General features: G+C 54.1%; 21 protein-coding genes. 2 read left to right on the top strand and 19 right to left on the bottom strand.

What is annotated here, in order from left to right:
• Positions 1–38: 38 nt before the first annotated feature.
• The 16 genes from IPN28_09010 to IPN28_08935 form a co-directional block, all read right to left on the bottom strand.
• Entirely contained in the window at positions 39–1,334 is a 1,296-nt protein-coding gene (locus IPN28_09010) for a peptidoglycan DD-metalloendopeptidase family protein (GenBank protein ID QQS56426.1), read from the bottom strand.
• A 29-nt stretch (positions 1,335–1,363) separates the two neighbouring features.
• On the bottom strand, positions 1,364–1,822 hold the full coding sequence (locus IPN28_09005; GenBank protein ID QQS56425.1) for a 23S rRNA (pseudouridine(1915)-N(3))-methyltransferase RlmH: 459 nt from the start codon (positions 1,820–1,822) through the stop codon (positions 1,364–1,366).
• A gap of 45 nt (positions 1,823–1,867) precedes the next feature.
• Entirely contained in the window at positions 1,868–2,257 is a 390-nt protein-coding gene (gene rsfS, locus IPN28_09000) for a ribosome silencing factor (GenBank protein QQS58583.1), read from the bottom strand.
• 223 nt (positions 2,258–2,480) lie between these two features.
• The gene (nadD, locus tag IPN28_08995; protein QQS56424.1) at positions 2,481–3,125 is read right to left on the bottom strand and encodes a nicotinate (nicotinamide) nucleotide adenylyltransferase; all 645 of its coding nucleotides are present in this window, start codon (positions 3,123–3,125) and stop codon (positions 2,481–2,483) included.
• Positions 3,126–3,130: 5 nt separating this feature from the next.
• On the bottom strand, positions 3,131–4,408 hold the full coding sequence (locus IPN28_08990; protein QQS56423.1) for a glutamate-5-semialdehyde dehydrogenase: 1,278 nt from the start codon (positions 4,406–4,408) through the stop codon (positions 3,131–3,133).
• A 31-nt stretch (positions 4,409–4,439) separates the two neighbouring features.
• Positions 4,440–4,937, bottom strand: coding sequence for a hypothetical protein (locus IPN28_08985; GenBank protein ID QQS56422.1), 498 nt, complete (start codon positions 4,935–4,937; stop codon positions 4,440–4,442).
• 14 nt (positions 4,938–4,951) lie between these two features.
• Complete coding sequence (locus IPN28_08980; GenBank protein QQS56421.1) at positions 4,952–5,671, bottom strand: hypothetical protein; 720 nt, start codon at positions 5,669–5,671, stop codon at positions 4,952–4,954.
• A 25-nt stretch (positions 5,672–5,696) separates the two neighbouring features.
• Entirely contained in the window at positions 5,697–5,921 is a 225-nt protein-coding gene (locus IPN28_08975) for a F0F1 ATP synthase subunit C (protein QQS56420.1), read from the bottom strand.
• 70 nt (positions 5,922–5,991) lie between these two features.
• A complete protein-coding gene (locus IPN28_08970) occupies positions 5,992–6,738 on the bottom strand; it encodes a F0F1 ATP synthase subunit A (GenBank protein ID QQS56419.1) in 747 nt (248 codons plus the stop codon).
• A gap of 77 nt (positions 6,739–6,815) precedes the next feature.
• A complete protein-coding gene (locus IPN28_08965) occupies positions 6,816–7,136 on the bottom strand; it encodes an AtpZ/AtpI family protein (protein QQS56418.1) in 321 nt (106 codons plus the stop codon).
• A 4-nt stretch (positions 7,137–7,140) separates the two neighbouring features.
• Positions 7,141–10,620, bottom strand: coding sequence for a chromosome segregation protein SMC (gene smc / locus IPN28_08960; protein ID QQS56417.1), 3,480 nt, complete (start codon positions 10,618–10,620; stop codon positions 7,141–7,143).
• Positions 10,621–10,641: 21 nt separating this feature from the next.
• A complete protein-coding gene (locus IPN28_08955; protein QQS56416.1) occupies positions 10,642–11,559 on the bottom strand; it encodes a thioredoxin domain-containing protein in 918 nt (305 codons plus the stop codon).
• 121 nt (positions 11,560–11,680) lie between these two features.
• A complete protein-coding gene (locus tag IPN28_08950; protein QQS56415.1) occupies positions 11,681–12,169 on the bottom strand; it encodes a hypothetical protein in 489 nt (162 codons plus the stop codon).
• A 6-nt stretch (positions 12,170–12,175) separates the two neighbouring features.
• Positions 12,176–12,976 carry an inositol monophosphatase gene (locus IPN28_08945; GenBank protein ID QQS56414.1) on the bottom strand — a complete coding sequence of 267 codons (801 nt, stop codon included), beginning with the start codon at positions 12,974–12,976 and terminating at the stop codon, positions 12,176–12,178.
• A gap of 7 nt (positions 12,977–12,983) precedes the next feature.
• Positions 12,984–13,550: an elongation factor P gene (gene efp / locus IPN28_08940; GenBank protein ID QQS56413.1), complete on the bottom strand. Its 567-nt coding sequence runs from the start codon at positions 13,548–13,550 to the stop codon at positions 12,984–12,986.
• A gap of 2 nt (positions 13,551–13,552) precedes the next feature.
• On the bottom strand, positions 13,553–14,011 hold the full coding sequence (locus IPN28_08935; protein QQS56412.1) for a DUF721 domain-containing protein: 459 nt from the start codon (positions 14,009–14,011) through the stop codon (positions 13,553–13,555).
• Between the two features lie 24 nt (positions 14,012–14,035).
• Here IPN28_08935 and IPN28_08930 point away from each other — a divergent pair, with 24 nt between their 5' ends.
• Positions 14,036–15,160: an A/G-specific adenine glycosylase gene (locus IPN28_08930; protein QQS56411.1), complete on the top strand. Its 1,125-nt coding sequence runs from the start codon at positions 14,036–14,038 to the stop codon at positions 15,158–15,160.
• 54 nt (positions 15,161–15,214) lie between these two features.
• Positions 15,215–16,252, top strand: coding sequence for a DUF4852 domain-containing protein (locus IPN28_08925; protein ID QQS56410.1), 1,038 nt, complete (start codon positions 15,215–15,217; stop codon positions 16,250–16,252).
• Between the two features lie 131 nt (positions 16,253–16,383).
• Here IPN28_08925 and IPN28_08920 read toward each other — a convergent pair whose 3' ends face one another.
• From IPN28_08920 to IPN28_08910, 3 genes are all read right to left on the bottom strand, one after another.
• The gene (locus IPN28_08920; GenBank protein ID QQS56409.1) at positions 16,384–16,776 is read right to left on the bottom strand and encodes a dihydroneopterin aldolase; all 393 of its coding nucleotides are present in this window, start codon (positions 16,774–16,776) and stop codon (positions 16,384–16,386) included.
• A 1-nt stretch (position 16,777) separates the two neighbouring features.
• The gene (locus tag IPN28_08915) at positions 16,778–17,884 is read right to left on the bottom strand and encodes a site-specific DNA-methyltransferase (GenBank protein QQS56408.1); all 1,107 of its coding nucleotides are present in this window, start codon (positions 17,882–17,884) and stop codon (positions 16,778–16,780) included.
• Between the two features lie 133 nt (positions 17,885–18,017).
• Positions 18,018–18,635 carry a ribonuclease HII gene (locus IPN28_08910; GenBank protein ID QQS56407.1) on the bottom strand — a complete coding sequence of 206 codons (618 nt, stop codon included), beginning with the start codon at positions 18,633–18,635 and terminating at the stop codon, positions 18,018–18,020.
• Positions 18,636–18,652 lie beyond the last annotated feature (17 nt).

Genomic DNA, 18,652 nt, shown 5'->3' with positions numbered 1-18,652 from the left:
CAGTTTGTTGTCCTTAAAATCAGCGATATTAACCCGGATTAACTTAGTTCGGAAAACAGGACGGACGGGTTCACCGGCTGTCCCTTGTGCCTTAGTTCGTAATAGAGCTTTGGTTTTGCACCTGCAACTCCACTCGGCAAAAGCCCCAACGGTTCGCCGGACGAGACTATTTGCCCTACGACCGCGTTGATTTTATCCAGCCCTGCCACGAGACTATGATATCCCTTAGCGTGCTCAATAATAATCAGATTCCCGTATTTTTTGAAAGCCCCCGCAAACTGTATTTTTCCACCGATCGGCGCGAGGACGAGTGCGCCGGGGCGCCCCTCCATTGATAAGCCGTTGCTGACCGCCCCGCGCTCGTCGTTTTCATGGTAGCGGACGCGGATAATCCCGGAAATCGGGAGTTGGGCCGGGCTTAGGCCCGTAGGGAGCGGCTGAGGTTTTGCTATTTTTTTCTCTGGGGGCGGGGGCGGGCGAAGATTGTTTTTGGATTGCAGGGCGGCCAGCTTCAGGCGTTCCTGCTCTTTTTCCTCTTTTTCCTCCTTTTCCTGCTTTTCGCGCTCTTTCTTTTCCTGACGCTTGCGATCTTCTTCCAGCCGCTCGATCAGATCTTCCAGGTTCCTGGATTGGAGCGAGAGCCGCTGTATCTCGGATTCCCTGGCGGCGATGTCGTGGTTGGTCTCCTTATAGATTTCCTCACGTTTTTTAACCAGAAGGCTTATTTCCTCATACTGGCCCTGTAAGGTTTCCGTATTCCTGACCAGTGTGTTCTTCCGTTCTTCCTTTTGGCGCGTTATGTCTTCAAGCTCGGTCAGTTTTTCCTTCAGGGCCAGAGCCTCCTTATGGATGCGTCCGGCAATCTCGGCCATCAACAGGGCGCTTTGCGCGGTTTCATAAGGGGTGTCCGGCTTGGCCAGCATGGCCTCCGGCGGGACTCGGCGCAGGCGTTCGAGGGCGACGATCAGGCGCGAGAGGCTGGAGCGGTCCTTGTGCAGATTGCCGCGGACCAGTTCCTGTCTTGCTTCAAGCTCCTGAAGATTTTGTTCAAGGCTGCCGATTTCTTCCTCGTTCAGGCGCATCTGGGTTGTGGCGTTCACCAGTTCCTCCTTGATCCGGGAGAGTTCGTCATTCAGGCTTTCGGCCTTTTTTTCCAATTCTGCCTTTTCGCGTTCCTCGGATTTCAGACGTTCCTGATATGCCTTAAGCGTTTCGGTCTTGTTTTTGGGTTTATGCGGGGCCGCGTTTACAGAAGCCGGGAGCAGAGCCAGCAGGCCGCAGAAAAGTTTCAGGCTTTGGCGCAAGGTGTTTTTGGGCATGGGTTTTGCGGTCACTCAGGGTTTCACGCCCGAGAGGGTTTCCGTCATTCCCTGTGGTAAGGGTGGCCGGAGAGAATCTGCTGGGCTCTGTATATTTGCTCCAAAAGCATGATTCGCGCAAGAAGATGCGGCCAGGTCTGGCGCCCGAAACTGATCTGTTTTTGGGTCTGGATTCGGATTTGAGACGTCAGCCCGTCGGCGCCGCCGATGATGAATTGCAGGGTACCAGCGCCTTCATCTCTGTAACCACCCAGAATTTTGGCGAATTGTGTGGAGGAAAGTGTTTCGCCGCGTTCGTCGAGGGCGATTTTTATCGCGTCCGGCTTCAGGGATTTAAGGATTTTTAGTTCTTCCTCCGCCTGCCCCTGAGCGGGCGAGGTGTGGCGGGCGTCGATTTCGCGGATGTCGAGCGGCCAGCGGATCCGTTTGCTGTATTCCTCCGCAAGATCGGCGTATGGCCCTTTTTTGATGCGGGCAACAGCAATGATTTCAATTTTGAACAATAGAATTTGCCCTAGTCAATCCGTGGCCGGATTTTTTGTTGGCCTTTACCAGGCTTGTGCTTGTTGCCCGACCAAGCCGGGGGGCGTTTGCATCGTCCACATTTTTTCCAAGTTATAGAAGGCGCGGACTTCGGAGCGGAAAATATGGATGATGATATCGCCGGTATCCATAATCACCCAATCGCCCTGACTGAGGCCTTCGGTGCGGATACTTTTTTGTCCGGCTTTTTGCAGTTTTTCCTTGAGTTTCTGTGCCAGCGCACTTACGTGCCGCGAAGATGTGCCTGTGGCGATGATCATATAGTCGGCCAGCGCCGAGGAGTCCTTGAGGGGTATGGTGACGATGTCCTGAGCCTTGTCTGCATCCAGAGATTTCTCGACCAAGGCTTTGGCTTTTTCGGGGGTTAAGGCCCGGGTTACTGTTTTGCTTTGAATGGTGCCCCTCCTTTTTTGGGTGTTAAAAAACAAAAATGACCGAACCCTTCAGGGATCAGCCATGCTCCTTCTATTCTTTACCAGTTTTATCAAAGTGCGCTGAACAACGCCGACTTTCACGCTTTCACGCCCCCTGATCTATGAAACAGAAAATTTCTTCCTTCCATGTCCCTATTTTACACCTATCCGCACCGGGACGCAAAAATCTTTTGTTTCTTGCGGGTTACGCGCAGACGGATTCTCTCCCTAACTCTTTGTTTTTATTCCTTATTTCAGTTGAGGAAATGTTGATCATTTTCTTTTGCAGGAGCCAGTAGGAAATCTTCGGGAGGAGGGGAACTTCTCCGCCGCGTTCGAGAATCACATGGCGGTGGCCGTTAAGCAGGCGTTGGGGGCATCTCTGGGTCAGGGAGACCGCCGGATGGCGGGTGATGTGCAGCATACAGATTTCGGAGAGCAGATTTCTCCAGAGGTTCCATTTGTGAAGGTTGAGGGCGTTGTCCATGCCGGTAATCCAGACAAAATTTGTGCCGGGGTAATGGGTTTTGAGTTTTCTGACCGTGAAAGCGGTGATGTTCGTTCCCAGATCGCGTTCGATATCGGTGACGATGATTTTCGGCTGGCCCTTCGTCAGGTTCTGCGAAAGTGCTATGCGTTCGTCGTAGGGCATCAGGATTGATTTGTCCTTGAGCGGGTTTTGGGGGGTGACGATCCACCAGACGGCGTCGAGATGGAGCGTGGCCAGCGCGATGCGAGAAATGTGCAGATGACCTTCGTGCGGGGGATTGAAGGAGCCGCCGAGCAAACCGATGCGCAGGCCGTTCCAACGGGCGCTGTTTCTTATGTGTGGGTGGGAAAAGATGGCCATGATGTTCAGGGTCTGGTCTGGCCGGTTCCGTGTACCAGATACTTATAGGTGCAAAGTTGCTCCAGTCCTACGGGGCCGCGGGCGTGCATTTTGCCCGTGGCTATGCCGATTTCTGCGCCCATGCCGAATTCTCCGCCGTCGGCGAATTGCGTGGAAGCATTGTGAAGGACGATGCCGCTATCCACGTTTTTGAGAAAATATTCTGCAGCTTGTGCATCTTCAGTCAGGATGCTGTCGGTGTGATGAGAGCCGTAAAAATTGATATGTTCGACCGCGGCCTGCACCCCGTCCACCATCCGGCAGCTGAGTTTGGCGTCGAGATATTCGGTGCGCCAATCGTCTTCAGTGGCTTTACCGATGCGCGGGTCGAGGGCTTGGGACTCTTTATCGCCCACAATCTCGCAGCCGGAATCGATTATTTGGGCAAGGATTTGCTTTGCCACATTTTTGTCGAGGTTTTTGTCAAGCAGGAGGGTTTCCATGGCGCCGCACACCCCGGTCCTACGCATCTTGGCGTTGAGGGTCACGTTGCGGGCGATCTCGGGTTTTGCGGTCGGGTGGACATAAATGTGGCACAAGCCCTCCAGATGTCCGAAGACGGGCATCCGCGCCTCGTTCATTACGCGTTCGATCAGGCCGCGTCCGCCGCGGGGGATCATGACGTCGATATATTCCGAGGCTCTGAGCATCGCGCCCACGGCTTCGCGGTCGCTGACGGGGATCATGGAGACAGCGGCCTTTGGCAGGGCGGATTGTTCGAGTGCGTCCTGAATGAGTTTATGCAGGGCGAGGGAGCTGTGCAAACTTTCGGAGCCGCCGCGCAGGATGACCGCATTGTGTGACTTCAGGCAGAGAATGGAGGCATCGACTGTGACGTTCGGACGGGATTCGTAGATCATGCCCAAGACGCCGATGGGGACGGCGATACGCTCAATTTTCAATCCGTTCGGGCGGATTGCTGACCAGAGGACTTTTCCTGTCGGATCGTCGAGCGCGATGACGGTTTCAACACCCTGTGCCATGCTCTCTATGCGTTTTTCGTCGAGCTTCAGGCGGTCGATCATGGCGGCGGTGAGGCCACGCTGAGTGGCTGATGCCAGGTCTTTTTTGTTGGCTTCGAGCAAGGAGGAGACATTTTCGCGCAGGGCGCGGGCAAGAGTCTTGAGCGCGGCGTTAATTTTGTCCGTCGGGGTTTGCGCCATGATAAAGGCGGCGGACTTGGCCTCTTTGCCGAGTGCGTTGACGATGTCTTCGGAGGATTGTTTTATTGCCGTATCAGCCATCAAAGAGCCTTTTCGCCCTTTCCGGGGCCGGTCAGTTCAGCGTTTTGCCCTGCTGGCCGACATTGGCCATGGATTTTTCAAGTAGCGCCTCATAGCCGCTTTTGTCAAGTTTTTCGGCGATGATGCGCTGCGCCGCCTCGATGGTCAGGCGGGAGGCGTAGGCATTAATTTCCTGCTCGGCGTCGAACTGCATCCGCTTGAGGCGGTCGGTGAGCTGCTTTTCGCGGCGGGCGACGGTTTCCTTGAGTTCGGCTTCGGCGCTATGACGCAGCTGTTCAGCGCCCTTTTTCGCGTTTTCCACGATCCGCTGCGCTTCTTTCTCGGCGTCGGCCTGTTTGCGCTTATATTCGCTCAGGAGCGCCTGAGCTTCGTTGCGGAGGAGTTCAGCGGCGACAAGTTCCTTACGGATCTGCTCGATACGGGCGTCGAGCTGAGCCAGAATTCCCGGTTTTCCATACTTCCACAGGATGCCCACCAAGAGGAGGAAGGACATGACCATCCAGGGTTCGGGCTTGAGCAGAAATTCCATGAGCGTTTTCCTCCTCAGGCGGCCTTTGCGGCGTCAAGCTTGACGCCGATGATTTTTTCCGCGGCCATGCGTCCGAGCTCGGCCGAGAGATCGTCGATGTCCGCGAGGGCTTTCTGGCGGGCGGCGTCTATAGCAGTTTCGCTTTTTTCGATTTGAGACTGGGATTTGTCGAGGAAGGTTTTTAGCGCCGCCTCGGAATTATTACGGATGGTGTTTTCAGCGTCCTGAAAATATTTCGATGCCTGCGCCTGAGCTTTGGCCATACCCTCTTCGTAGGTCTGCTTCACGGAGTCTGCCTCGGTTTTCAGTTTTTCGGCGGCGTCCAGATCGTTCTGGATGCGTGTGCGCCGATTTTCCACGACGGCGCTGATTTCCGGCAGGTTCTTTTTCGAAAACACCATGTATAGCACGGTGAAGAAGATGAACAGCCAGAAAAGCTGGGTCTGGAAGGTCGAGGGGTCCAACTGTGGCAATCCGCCGGAGCCATGATGTTCACCGCCGCCGTTGCCATGCTCCGTTTGCGCGTGGCCGGAGTCGGCATGGGGCGACACGGATTCCGCCGCGTGTGGATCGGAGACCGTACCTTCCGTATGCAGCGCGTCCCCGGTGTGAGGCATGGGCGGCATATCTGCGGCCAGAGACTGACCCGCGAACAGGAGGGCCAGCGCACACAAAGGCAGTGCCATTACGCTCAGGCGCTTGACGAACCGTGGCCGCAGAGTCGGGCTGAACATCGGACTTTCCCGCAAGGCTCGTGGATTAAGCGAACAGCAGCGCTGCGCCGATACCGATGGGGATAATGCCCAGAGCTTCGATAAAGGCCAGGCTGAGGAAGTATTTCTCATCCAGCGCAGCCTTGGTCTCCGGGTTACGGGCCAGAGCATCGTTGTAGGATTTGAAATACATACCGAGGCCCAGAGCCGCGCCAAAAGCGGGGATCGTTACGAGTGCACCGGCGATCAATTTTGCTACTTCTACTTCCATTTTTTGTTTCCTCTACCTTTTTTTTAGTCAAAACCAAACCGTTGCCGAACGTCGGCCGCGGCCAAACCCTTCAGTGATGAAGATCAACACTATCCTTCAGATAGACGCAAGCCAAAATCGCAAAGACGTAGGCCTGAACAAACGCTACCAAAAGCTCGAACAGCATCATCGCCGTGTTCACGAATACGGGGAGAACGCCTAAAACCGTCCATAAAGCGCCCATTCCCGCGGCGGCAACCGCGAAAGACGCCACGACCTTCAACACGATATGTCCGGCCATCATGTTGGCAAAAAGACGGACGGAATGGGTCAGTGGGCGGACGAAGTAAGAGACAATTTCGATTGGAATAATAAACGGAATTAGCCACCACGGAACATTGGGCGGCAGGAACAGCGAAAAGAAGTGCAGGCCATGGTTATAGAGGCCGAAGGCAAAAACCGTGATGAAGACCATCAGGGCCAGACCGGCCGTTACGATCAGGTGCGACGTGAAGGTAAACATATAGGGGATGAGGCCCAGAAGGTTGCCCATCAGCACGAAGACAAAGAGCGTAAAAACGAAGGGGAGGTAGTGCAGCCCCTTATGGCCGATATTGCCCTTGACCATCTTGGCGACGAATTCATAGAGAAGCTCTGCGGTCATTTGCAAACGACCGGGGACAACAGCCCGCTGTTTCATCGCTATCGTGAGGAAGCCTATAGAACCTACAGCAGCCAGAAGCATGGCGAAAGCGGAATTGGTGAAAGAGGCGTCGAACGATCCCAAAGGAATCTCAATCCATCTTTGAATCTCAAATTGATGAACGGGACTAGCCACTTAGAACCTCTCCGGAGCCTAAATCCTTAAAATTTTAAAGGTTGTAGCGCATTTTTTTGGGGGGTGCAATGCCCGTTTTATGGCTTTCCGGCATTTTTTTTATTGTTTTCCCGCATGGCGGCGTTGGCGCGGATCACGCCGCTGACGAAGCCCAGAACCATCATGCCGATCATGCCCCAGGGGCGGGTGCCCGCAAAGCTGTCGATCAGGTAGCCGATGATGGCTCCGGCGAAGACGTTGGCCAGAAACTCGGCCCCGGCGTGGCCGCTGCGGATCGCGCCTTCGGAGGGTTCCTGCGGACCTTTATTTCCCGCCTGGATTTCCATTTTCTCGAATTCGGATTTGGCCTCCTTGAGGCGGGTTTCGAAGTCCTGGTTGTCGGGTCCGCTTGTGCTCATGGGGTCAGGCCACTTTCTGATCGCGGAAATCAAGGGAGCGCTGAAGGTCTACGGACACCAGTTGGGAGACGCCCTTTTCTGTCATGGTGACGCCGTAAAGACGGTCCATGCGGGCCATGGTCAGACGGTGGTGCGTAATCACCATGAAGCGGGTTTCGCCTCTTTCCGCGATTTCCTCAAGAAGGGTGCAGACGCGGTCTACGTTCGCGTCATCCAGCGGCGCGTCGATTTCATCAAGGACGCAGATCGGGGAGGGGTTGGTCAGGAACATCGCGAAAATCAGTGCGATGGAGGTCAGGGTCTGCTCACCGCCCGAAAGAAGGGAGAGGTATTGCAGGGTTTTTCCAGGCGGCTGGGCGAAGATTTCAAGGCCGGCCTCCAGTGGGTCCGCAGAGTCGATCAGGGCCAGATGCGCCTTGCCGCCCTCGAAAAGGCGACCGAAGAGGGATTGGAAGTGCGCGTTGACGTGGTCGAAGGCCTGCAGGAGGCGGGTACGGGCCTCCTTGTTGATCCTGATGATCGCGCCGCGTAATTCCTCAATGGCCTGCATGAGTTCGTTGCGCTCGCGGATGAGGGCGGAGACTTCCTTTTCGAGATCGTCGGCTTCTTTATCCGCCTGAAGATTGACCGGGCCGATGGATTCGCGTTCCTGCGCGATCTTGTCCTTGCGCTTTTTGAGGCTTTCGATATCGCCCCCCTGATAGTTGACGAGGTCTTCGGCCGCCTGTTCGGGCAGGGCGGATGGGTTCATCTGGAAGCGTTCCTGTATGGAGGTCTCCATTTCCCTGCGCTGGTCGGTTATCGCTGCGAGGGTGGCGTGGATGCGGGCGCGTTCCTCCCGCGCCGATCCTAGGCCCAGCTCCGCTGTGCGTAAGGCTTTCGAGGTTTCAGCTACTTCGGCTTCGCGTTCGGCGAGTTTTTCGGCCAGACGGGTGCGTTCGGTTTCGAGGGAAGAGAGTTTTTCGAGGAGTTTTTCCCGGTCCGCGCTGAGGTCTTTGGGCTGCTTTTTCAGTTCCTCCAGTTTTTCCTCCAGCGCTTTTCTTCTTTCGGCCAGGTTTTTTAGTTGTTCCCGGGCGCGGATGGTACGGTTCTGGAGGCTGACGCGGTCGTCGGCCAAGGCTTGCAGCCTTGCCTGGCGGGTGCTTTGCTGCTGGCGGAAAATGTCGAAGTCGCGGACGGCTTCGCGGTAGCTATCGCGGATTTGCGCGAGAGTTTCCTGAGTGGCCGCCAGTTCTGTCTCCTTTTCCGTGGAAGCGGTTTGTCCCAGAGCCATCAGTTCCGCCTGATCCGTTTCGAAGGATGTTTGGGCGACCAGAAGATCGTCCTGCAGGGTTTTCAGCATCTCGGCCAGACGTTTGCTTTCGTTTTCAATGCCCGCGATTTTTTCCTTGATACGGATGAGGGCAGGTTTGGCCGCGTTAATCTCCTTTTCGAGGTCACGGATTTTCTGGAGGGTGTCTTCGTAATCCTGGCGGGCCGCTTTTTCAGATTCGCGGGCGGTTTCGAGTTCTGTGCGGGCGGTCTTAAGCTTTTTCTCATGCACCGCCCTGAATTTTTCGAGTTCGGCGAGGCGGTTTTTCTGGGCGATATACTGGCTGTGGCGGTCGGCGGCGGAGGCCTTGACCCGCAGGCCATCCCAGCGCCAGTAATCCCCGGCTGCGGAAACCAGCGATTGGCCGTGGCCTAGTGCCTTGGCCAGTGTGTCGCCCTGCTCGCGTGTTTCCACGAGGCCGATCAGGGAAAGGGCGAGGTGCAGTTCTTCGGGCGCCTTAACCATCGGCAGGAGGGGGCGTGAACCCTCCGGCAGGGTGTTGCTTTCGAGGTTACGGTCAACGGTTTGCCAGTAGGCGGGTGCCTTGGTCTCCAGCGAGGCGGTCAGGGAATCGCCCAAAGCCCGCGAGAGCGCCTTCTCGAAACCGGGTTCCGTCGTGATGCTGTCCAGAACGGGCTTGAAATCCTGCCCGCGGTCGGCGGCGAAAAATTTCTCCAGTGTCGCCATTTCTGAGGAAAATTCGGAGAAGGTTTTTTCTGCGGACGATAATTCGGAGCGGGATTTTTCCGTTTTCTCAGCGGCCGTCTGGATGGCTATTTTCTTTCCATCCACCTGAGCGTTCAGAGCGTGAAGCTTTGTTTCCAGTTGGGCGATTTTTTCCTCAAGACGCCTGATTTCGCTTAAGTTATCTTCGCCGACTTCGAGCCCCTTTATGTCCGCTTCCAGTTTTGTCTTGCGTTCGCCCAGAAGGGAAAGGCGCTGCGTGCCGGATTTGACACGGGTGTCGAGAGCCGAACGCTGGGCGCGGGATTCCGCCATCGATTCCTTGAGGGAGGTGAAGCGTTCCTCGCAGGCTGTCAGGCGGGTATGCAACTCAGCTTTATCTTTTTCCTTGCGGGTCAGGATTTCGTCCTCATTCTGGCGGACGGAGAGAATTTCCTGCTGCTCGTGCTGGATTTTTTCCAGAGACCGTGAGTTTTCCTCGAAGGTTTGGGTTTCGTGCTTTTCGTCTTTTTCGCATTGCGCGAGGTTATTTTTTGCCTCTTCGATCTGCTTGGACTGCCGTTGTTCGTCCTCCTCCATTCTTTGGAGTGTTATTTTTTGTGTTTGCAAGGCGGCGGCGGCCTCGGTTTCCTTTTTACGGAGATCGGGAAGGTCGGCGGACTGGGCGGTCTGGGTTTTGGTTAATTGGGCCACGGCGGCCATTTTTTGCGCGACGTCGCTTTCGATCGTTGCGAATTCCCGGTGAAGCGTGTCGTGTCTTTCCTGTAAGACCTGCCATTCCAACCAGGCGATCATGACTTCGAACTGGCGGATCTGGGCGCTGAGGTTCTTGTATTTCGTGGCCTGACGCGACTGGCGTTTGAGGGAAGACAAGCGGGTTTCCATGCCGCCCAGAACATCGTCGAGGCGCAGGAGGTTGGTATCTGCGGCCCTTAGCCGTAATTCGGCCTCATGGCGGCGGGCGTAAAGGCCGGATACGCCCGCGGACTCTTCGAGCACGAGGCGACGGTCGGCGGGTTTGGCGTTCACGATGCGGGTGATATGACCTTGCGAGACGAGGGCGGGGGAGTTTGCGCCGGTCAGGGTGTCGGCGAAGAGCATCTGCACGTCGCGAGCGCGGGCGTTTTTGCCGTTAATCTTGTAGCTGGAGCCGTGATCGCGTTCGATCCGGCGGATGATCTCGATTTCCTCAAGACCGTTATAGGCGGCGGGCGCCTTGCGGGCGGAGTTGTCGAGGATGACGGAGACTTCGGCGATGTTGCGGGCGCTGCGCTTGTCGGTTCCGGCGAAGATCACATCCTCCATCCCGTCGCCGCGCATTTTCTTTGCGGAGCTTTCGCCCATTATCCAGCGCAGGGCTTCGACCAGATTGGACTTGCCGCAGCCGTTCGGCCCCACGATGCCGTTCAGGCCCGGCCCGATCTCAAGCTCCGTTCTGTCAACGAAGGATTTAAACCCGCTCAGACGCAGGCGCGTGAACTGAACCATCCGAAGTTTTACTCTTTAGATTTATTTTTTCTCAAGCTTCGAGAGCTTGTCCTCAATGATCTTTTTCATCTCTTCGTAGGGCATATTGCCGGAGATCAGCTGGCCGTCGTCGAAGATCAGTGTGGGGACGCCGTCCACATTCTTTTCCTTGTTGGCTTTTTCCACTTCGGTCAAAATGGCCTTCTGCAGATCTTCGCTGTTGATGCAGGCTTCAAATGTTTTTTCGTCAATACCAGCGATCAGGGCATTCTGTTTCAGAAGTTTCTGGTACTCGGGCTTCGTGGACCAGTCGTCTTGCGTTTGGAAGAGAAGCGTTACGAAGTTGAAGTAGTTTTCGTCCGGGATGCAGCGTGCGACCTTGCTGGCCTGGACCGCCGGGAGGTTGGTCGGGAAGTCCGAGAAGGTCAAGTGCAGTTTGCCCGTATCGATGAAGTCCGTCTGGAGCTTCTTGAAGCTGTCCTGATGGAAATGAGCGCAGTGCGGGCAGGTGAAGGAGGCGTATTCGGTCACTTTCAGGGGGGCGTCCGCCTTGCCCATCGTGCGCGGGACGGAGAGTTTGGCGATGTCCAGTGCTGGAGGGGCTTCGGTGGCCGTCGGTTGTTCGATTTCAGAGGATTCCGCCGTTTCTTCGGTGTTTTCGGTTTCCACCGATCCAGATTCTTCTGCCGCCGGTGGTTCCTGAGACGTGGCAGGCTCGTCCGCGGCTACGGGCGCCTGCGCGGTTTCCTCTGTCGCTGTGCCTGAGGAGGGTTCCGGGGATGGGGCTGAGACCTCTGAGACCGCCTCTTCCTTTGTCAGGGGCATTTCGGGGATTGTCGGTTCCTTGTGATTCACGGTCTTATAGCTGAAGAAGACCACGGCCAGAACGACTAACAGAATGATCGTGCTGTATCCCTGTTTTTTTGGCTTGTTGTCCGGCGAGTCCTGATTTCCCGACATCCTTATGTCTCCTGTTCTGGCGGTGAATGGGCCATATCCCACACCTAAATCCTGAAAAAGTCAAGAATTGTGCGGTTTTTGGGCGTTATTATCCACACCTGTTCCGCCTGCTTTGCAGCTTTTATTCGAAGAGGAGGAGGTCTATGCGGTCGTCGTCGGCGGGTTTTTCACCGATGCCTAACGGTTGGCTCACGAGGCGCTTGGAGAGGATTTTGCGGTCCATGAAAAACTGGCGCACCTCCAACCCGCGGGCGATGGCGATACGGGTGGATTCGTAGCGGTCGTCCGGGTTCGTGCGGGCAAGACTCTGGATCGCCAGACGCAGGTTGGGATTCGCGTTCAGAGGGGCGAGAACGTAGCGGCTGAGAAAGTCCTGCTGCTCGGCTGTTAACTCGACCTGCAGGGGAGCCATGTTGAAGCTGATGACGTTCCCCGCATTTTTCTCGCTGCCGGACGCGGCGTGGCTGATATCCACCTGCGGGACAATTCTTGTTTCCGTCACGGTTGTCGATGCGGCGCGGTTGTCGATGTTTGACCAATCCTGCGCGAGGGTTGCTGTCGGCAGAAGAAGAAGGATCAGTGTGGCTAAGGTTTTAACCGTGCGGGTCATGGGGGGTCACGCGGCCTTGAGGATTTTAGCCATCGGTTCAAACAGGCGGTCGTTGGCGGCGATGACGTTGCCCGTTTCCACCGGGTTCGCTGCGGAGCTGTCGAGGTCGCCGATATAGCCGCCGGATTCTTTTACGATTATTGCGCCCGCGGCGACGTCCCAGGGCTTGAGGTTGCGTTCCCAGAAGCCCTCGTAGCGGCCGGCGGCGACATAGGCCAGATCGAGCGCGGCGGCGCCGAAGCGGCGCAGGCCGGGGGCGACGGCGATCATGGCGCTGTATTCCTTCATGAATTGTGTACGGGATTCGGCGGAGCGGCGCGGAGCGCCGGTGGCAATCGTGGCCAGCATCAGATCCTGACGCCCTGAGACTCTTAAGCGGCGGCGGCGCATGAAGGCGCCGGATCCCTTTTCGGCGTGGAAAATTTCGTCCTTGACCGGATCGTGGATAAGGCCTGCTATGACTTCGCCCTTATGCTCGAGGCCGATTGAAATGGCCCAGTGGGGGAGTCCGTGAAGAAAATTCGTGGTGCCGTCGAGCGGGTCGATGAGCCAGCGGTATTCGGCATCGGCCCCGTTTCCGTCGATGGCGCCGGATTCCTCCATGAGGAAGGCGTAGTCCGGGCGGGCCTTTTTGAGTTCTGTGAAAATTATCTCTTCTGCCCGACGGTCCGCTGCCGAGACGAAATCCCCCGGACCCTTCATGGAGACCTGAAGATTTTCGACCTCGTTAAAGTCCCTGATTAGAGACCGCGCTGCCTTTTCAGAGGCGCGCAGCATGACGTTCATCAGGGCAGAATGGGATGGCATATGAAAATCAGCCCTTGAAACGTTCGATGTAGGTGCCGTCCTCGATCCTGATGACGACCTTCGTGCCCGATCCCACGTGCGGGGGGACCATAATCTTCACGCCGTTTTCGAGAATCGCGGGCTTGTAGGATGTCGTGGCAGTTTGTCCCTTTACTACGGGTTCGGCTTCCACGATCTCGAGGACGCAGCTGTCCGGGAATTCAAAGCCCAGAGGTTCGCCCTCGTAGGTTTCGATCTCGATAATCATGCCTTCCTGAAGGAAGGCGGCGCGGGGGCCGATCAGTTCCTTTGAAACGTGAATCTGGTTGAAGTTTTCGGTATGCATGAAGTGAACTTCGTCACCTTCCGTGTAGAGGTACTGATATTCGTCCTGATCGAGCCTGACGCGTTCCACGGTTTCCTGTGTACGGAAGCGCACGTTATCCTTCGCGCCGCTGCGGACGTCACGCATCTCGACCTGTGAGACCGAGGCGCCTTTGCCGGGCTGGATGATCTGGTTGCTGACCACGACCCACAGCTTTCCGTTGTAGTCGATGACGTGTCCTGCGCGCAGGGTGATGGCTGTGACTTTCATATTTACGATCTCTTCAGTATTTCCCGGCCTATAACTTCCAATTTTGCCTTAAGCTCCTGATCCTCAAGCGCTTCAAGCATACCGGATAGAAACTTTTTTTCGTCTTCCGTCAAGGGTCTTTTTGGTTTCTCGGGGGTTTTGGCTGCCCTTCCCGGTACGGAAACAAAGCGGATATCGCCGATCCAACCCTGCCCGAAGACCCTGTTGATGCGCTCCAGGATTAAGTCCTTCTGGTAATGCAGGGCGGTGGCCTGTGCGTCGGAGGTGGCGATGTCCAGCGAGGCCAGGGTTTTGTCGGTCTTGCCATTTTTCCGGTAATTCAGCTTTACGGGTATGGCCTTGCCGGAGAATTCGGGTCCGACAATCTGCTCCCATTCCGAGAGGATGCGGCCCAGAGCGATGTATTTGCGGCTGAAGGTCTTGCCTGATATACGTGAGACGGGTTCCGAGAGGGGGCGCATCGGTGGGTTTCGCTTGTGAGAATCATGAAAAAGGCAAAGACAAGGGTAAAGAAACGGCGTGAGCCTGACAAGGTTGAGACTTTCAGGGAGGCTCTTCTTGAATGGTACGATGCGAATGCGCGGGATTTGCCTTGGCGCTACCGTTCCGGGGCGACGCCGGAGCCTTATAAAGTCTGGCTTTCGGAAATTATGCTGCAGCAGACGACCGTGACCGCTGTCATTCCGTATTTTCTCAAGTTTACAGCCTTATGGCCCAATGTTTTTGCGCTTGCCGCTGCCGATATCAACGATGTCATGCAGGAGTGGGCTGGACTTGGCTATTATGCGCGGGCTAGGAATTTGCATAAGTGTGCCCAGATCGTGGCCTATGAGCGAGGAGGGGTGTTTCCCGAGGTTCAGAGGGAGCTTATGATGCTGCCGGGGATCGGGGAGTATACCAGCGCGGCGATCCGGGCCATTGCTTTCGGCAAGCCCGCAACTGTCGTGGACGGCAATGTTGAGCGGGTTATGGCGCGGGTGCACGGGTTGTCAGGCGATGCCAAGAGCGTCAAGAAAGGGGCCAAGGACCATGCCCGTGCTTATTTCGAGGGTTATGATGCAAGACCGGGGGATCTGGCGCAGGCGTTTATGGATCTTGGGGCTACGGTCTGCATACCCAGGGCGCCGCGATGTTTTGATTGTCATGTTGGCCGTCTTGGTTGTGACTTTATTAGCGAGCATAGCACCCGAACCGGCGTGCAACATACTGAAATAAAACAACAAATTATTCCAAAGGATAAGCGCGAAGGCAAAGTTTATTGGGTTCAAGATGAAGATATGCGGGTCTTACTTCACCGACGTCATCCTCGTGGTCTTTTGGGTGGTACGGTCGGTTTTCCTACTTCGGGGTGGGAATATCCATTAGTACAAGACGATTTTCTGAGCGATTTAGAGGATATTGAATGTGAAATAATTAGTCATACTGTCCAACATGAATTTACTCACTTCAATTTAAGATTGAATCTGCGCGGGGCTCGTGTTCAAGCGAAATTTAAGCATCCTGCCAATTATTTTTGGTGCGATGTTATTCGTCTAGACTCAATTGGTCTTCCGACCCTTTTTTCCAAGGCTTATCGTGTTTTTAGATTGCATGGGTGGGGGCGGCATTGAAGCTTACCGGACAATAACGTATAATGTTTCTACCTGTTAGTAATGCGGTGACATATGTTTTATAGATATCTTTGTTCGGCTTTGTGCTTGGGTTTGTTTTTTCCGGCTTTATGCGGCTTTGTTTATTCGGCAGATGCGCAAACCTCCGAGCCTTTGAAGCCTGCTTCTGGTCCTGTTGTTGCGGATTTTTCTGAACAAAAGTCAGAGGAAGACTCGGATATTGTTCAGCTTGAAGATCTACCGCCTGATATGCCAGTTGCAGAGTTTGTGGAAGGTACGCCCCAGTCAAACAGAAAGTATTTCTACGAGAAGCCGACGATGAAGGCTCTCTCTCACCTTTATTTTGCCATTAATTTTGTCGATGTGGAAAATGAAGCACATATTGAAAACTATCTTCGTATTAATGAATGCCCCCTGCTTAAGCGGTTTATCAGTTCTGAATTTGATATGAAGGAGATTAAAGACGCTACGCGTAAATTTATTATTTCCAGCAGGTCGCAATTTCCTACCCGTTTTGAGTTTAAGCAAGAGTTAAATCTGCTTGATTATGATATGGAGAGACGCGCATTTAAAATTGATCCTGTGAGCCAAATCCAAGCTATCAGAAGATTTGAGATGTTCACGACGGATAGCTTTAAGGCTGTTAGATGTGGCTCTCCAAGCAAACAGATGGAGGGATTCCCTTTTAGTGTTATTCTTGAAGTCAGTCGTCCTTTTACCTTAACCTATATACCTGTGCCTGTTGATGTAGCTTTACAGTATATTTCTGATAAAAATAAAATTTTTCAAAAACTCCCAGAGAAGAGGAGAGTTAAACATAATCTGTACAAGCTTCGTAAAGCTTACCTCGTTTTTTATGCTAAAATTTTTGCGTTTAGGAAACTCGAAAATTCATCCCTAGGTGGTTACACTGCTCTACAGACACTTGCGGTGATGGAGGGCTTTGATATTTTTGCTGATCCGGGTGGAAAGACGCTTTTTTACTCTAAGTCTTTTCTTGACACTTCTGATCCGAAAGCCGTTAGTGAGAAACTTCTTGTTGAATATAAGGCGCTAAGAGAAAAGATTAAAGATAAAGGTATGCTGCACTAGGGGCTGTACTCAATAAGCGGCGTATCGAAAGAGGTTATCGATCGGCTGGGGACAAAGCACGGGCTGCTGCAAAAATTTTTTGTCGTTCTCAGTTTTCTCTTTTACAACTGGTTATGGGTGATTTATTAAGTTTAGACTCTAGGAATTATGCGTTTCTGCAACTGCGTTCTGTAGATTTCTACTCCGATGTTTTTTATATCTTTCATGATTTCGGTTTTGAAAACGCGTACCGTAGTAGCAACCACTCGGCTGTCTCTTAAGCACAGACTGCAGATTTCCTCAGCTAATTCTTCTACTAGATCGAAGTGACGCGATTTTGCCAACTTTCTGATGCTGTCGGTCAGTTCTTTATAACACAAGACATCATTTATTGCTTTCTTGCCCTCAACAGGTGAGCTTGTAAGATCAAGTGTCAGATTTATGCACACGTTCTGTGTGTTTATTTTTTCGGCTTCGTATATTCCTATCGACATAGATAGCGTAAGCTCTTCTATGATTATTTTGTCGTAGTTCGTTGCTGTCACTTCACACGGCCTCAATCTTTGCGTAGCGCATCCTTTCACGGAGTTGGTCGATAGGCACTTGCTTACCGTTGTCGTTGTAATGCCAGAAGGTCCATCCGTTGCAGGAGGGTGCGTTCTGGACGACTGCTCCGACCTTGTGGATCGACCCCTGGACGTTGTCCAGGCGGTTTTGCAGGCTCAGTGAGCCGTCTGCGTGGACGGTGGCGGCGTGCTTTTTCTTGGCATCTGTCAGAATTGCACCTGCAGGCAAAAGACCCTGTTCGATAAGGGAGCCGAACGGGATGCGCGGTTTTTCACGTTTGGCGTTCGTTTCCACAAGTTTATCTTTCAGCGGCTCGATGTCCTTGATGCGTTCCTTTGCGAAGGCGGCGTAGCGGGCATCGCGTTCGATGCCGATATATTTGCGCCCCAGTTTTTTGGCGACCGCGCCGGTCGTTCCCGTTCCGAAGAAGGGGTCGAGGACTACGTCGTCTTTCCTTGTTGAAGAAAGAAGGACACGGTAGAGAAGGGATTCCGGCTTTTGCGTCGGGTGCGCCTTCTTGCCGTCAACGTCTTTCAGTCGCTCGGCCCCCGTACAGAGAGGCAGGTACCAGTCAGACCGCATTTGCAGGTCTTCGTTCAGAGTCTTCATTGCCTCGTAGTTGAAGCAGTATTTTGAGTCTTTTGATTTTGATGCCCAAATCATTGTCTCGTGCGCGTTGGTGAAGCGGCGGCCGCGGAAATTTGGCATCGGGTTGGATTTGCGCCAGATCACGTCATTCAGAATCCAGAAGCCGAGGTCTTGCAGAATGTAGCCGAGGCGGAAGATGTTGTGATAGCTGCCGATGACCCAGATGGAGCCGTCGGGCTTGAGCAGGTCGCGGGCGGCGGAGAGCCATTCGCGGGTGAATTCGTCGTAGGCCTTCAGGCTTTCGAATTGGTCCCATTCATCATCCACGCCATCGACGCGGGTGTTGTTGGGGCGATGCAGTTCACCGTTGAGTTGGAGGTTATAGGGCGGGTCGGCAAAAATGCAGTCCACGGATTCCGGCTTAAGCTGGCGCATGATTTTTATGCAATCTCCCACCACGATAGAATCTGTGAGCAGATTTTTTTTCTGTCTGGACATTTTTGACTCCGTCAATTTTGAATGACCGAATCATGGGGGAAATGCGAGTCCCGGTCAAGATAAAAAAGTTTTTTTTGAATCCTGATTCCATAAATAGAGTCAATGATTTGTTATGGAATCGTGAGATGGAAGATCAAGCGGATTTCTGGAGGCGTACTTTTACGGGGCCGAACGACTTTCGGTGGTGGGCGGTGATGCCGTAGCGGTCGAGGGCTGCGATATGATCAGCGGTCGGGTAGCCCATATTATTTTCCCAGCCGTAACCAGGAAACTCCTTCGCCAATTTTTCCATCAATGTGTCACGGTAGACTTTAGCGATAATGGAGGCGGCGGCAATGGAGAGGGATTTGTCGTCGCCCTTGATAATTGTGGTCGAGGGGCAGGGGAGTTCAGGTGCCTTGTTGCCGTCCACGAGGGCGTGGCTTATCGGCATGATCTTATAGACACGTTCGCAGCTTCGGCGCATGGCAAGCAAGCTGGCTTGCAGAATGTTGATTTTGTCGATTTCTTCAACACAGATCTCAATTATTGCCGAGGGAAAAATAGAGAGGATCAGATTGCTGAGCGCGGCGCGTTTTTGTTTGCTCAATTTTTTGCTGTTGTTGATGCCCTTGATAAAATCGTGGTGGCGCTGATCGGGCGGGATCACCACGCAGGCGGCGACAACGGGACCAGCCAGCGGGCCGCGGCCGACTTCATCGAGGCCGCAGACGAGTCCTTCGTGTCTGTCTTCATATTCGAAATCAGGCATGGAGTCCTGATGGAAGG

The sequence above is a fragment of the Alphaproteobacteria bacterium genome, assembly GCA_016699735.1.
Lineage (GTDB): Bacteria > Pseudomonadota > Alphaproteobacteria > Micavibrionales > Micavibrionaceae > JAGNKE01.
This window is presented reverse-complemented; position numbering and strand designations above follow the sequence as displayed.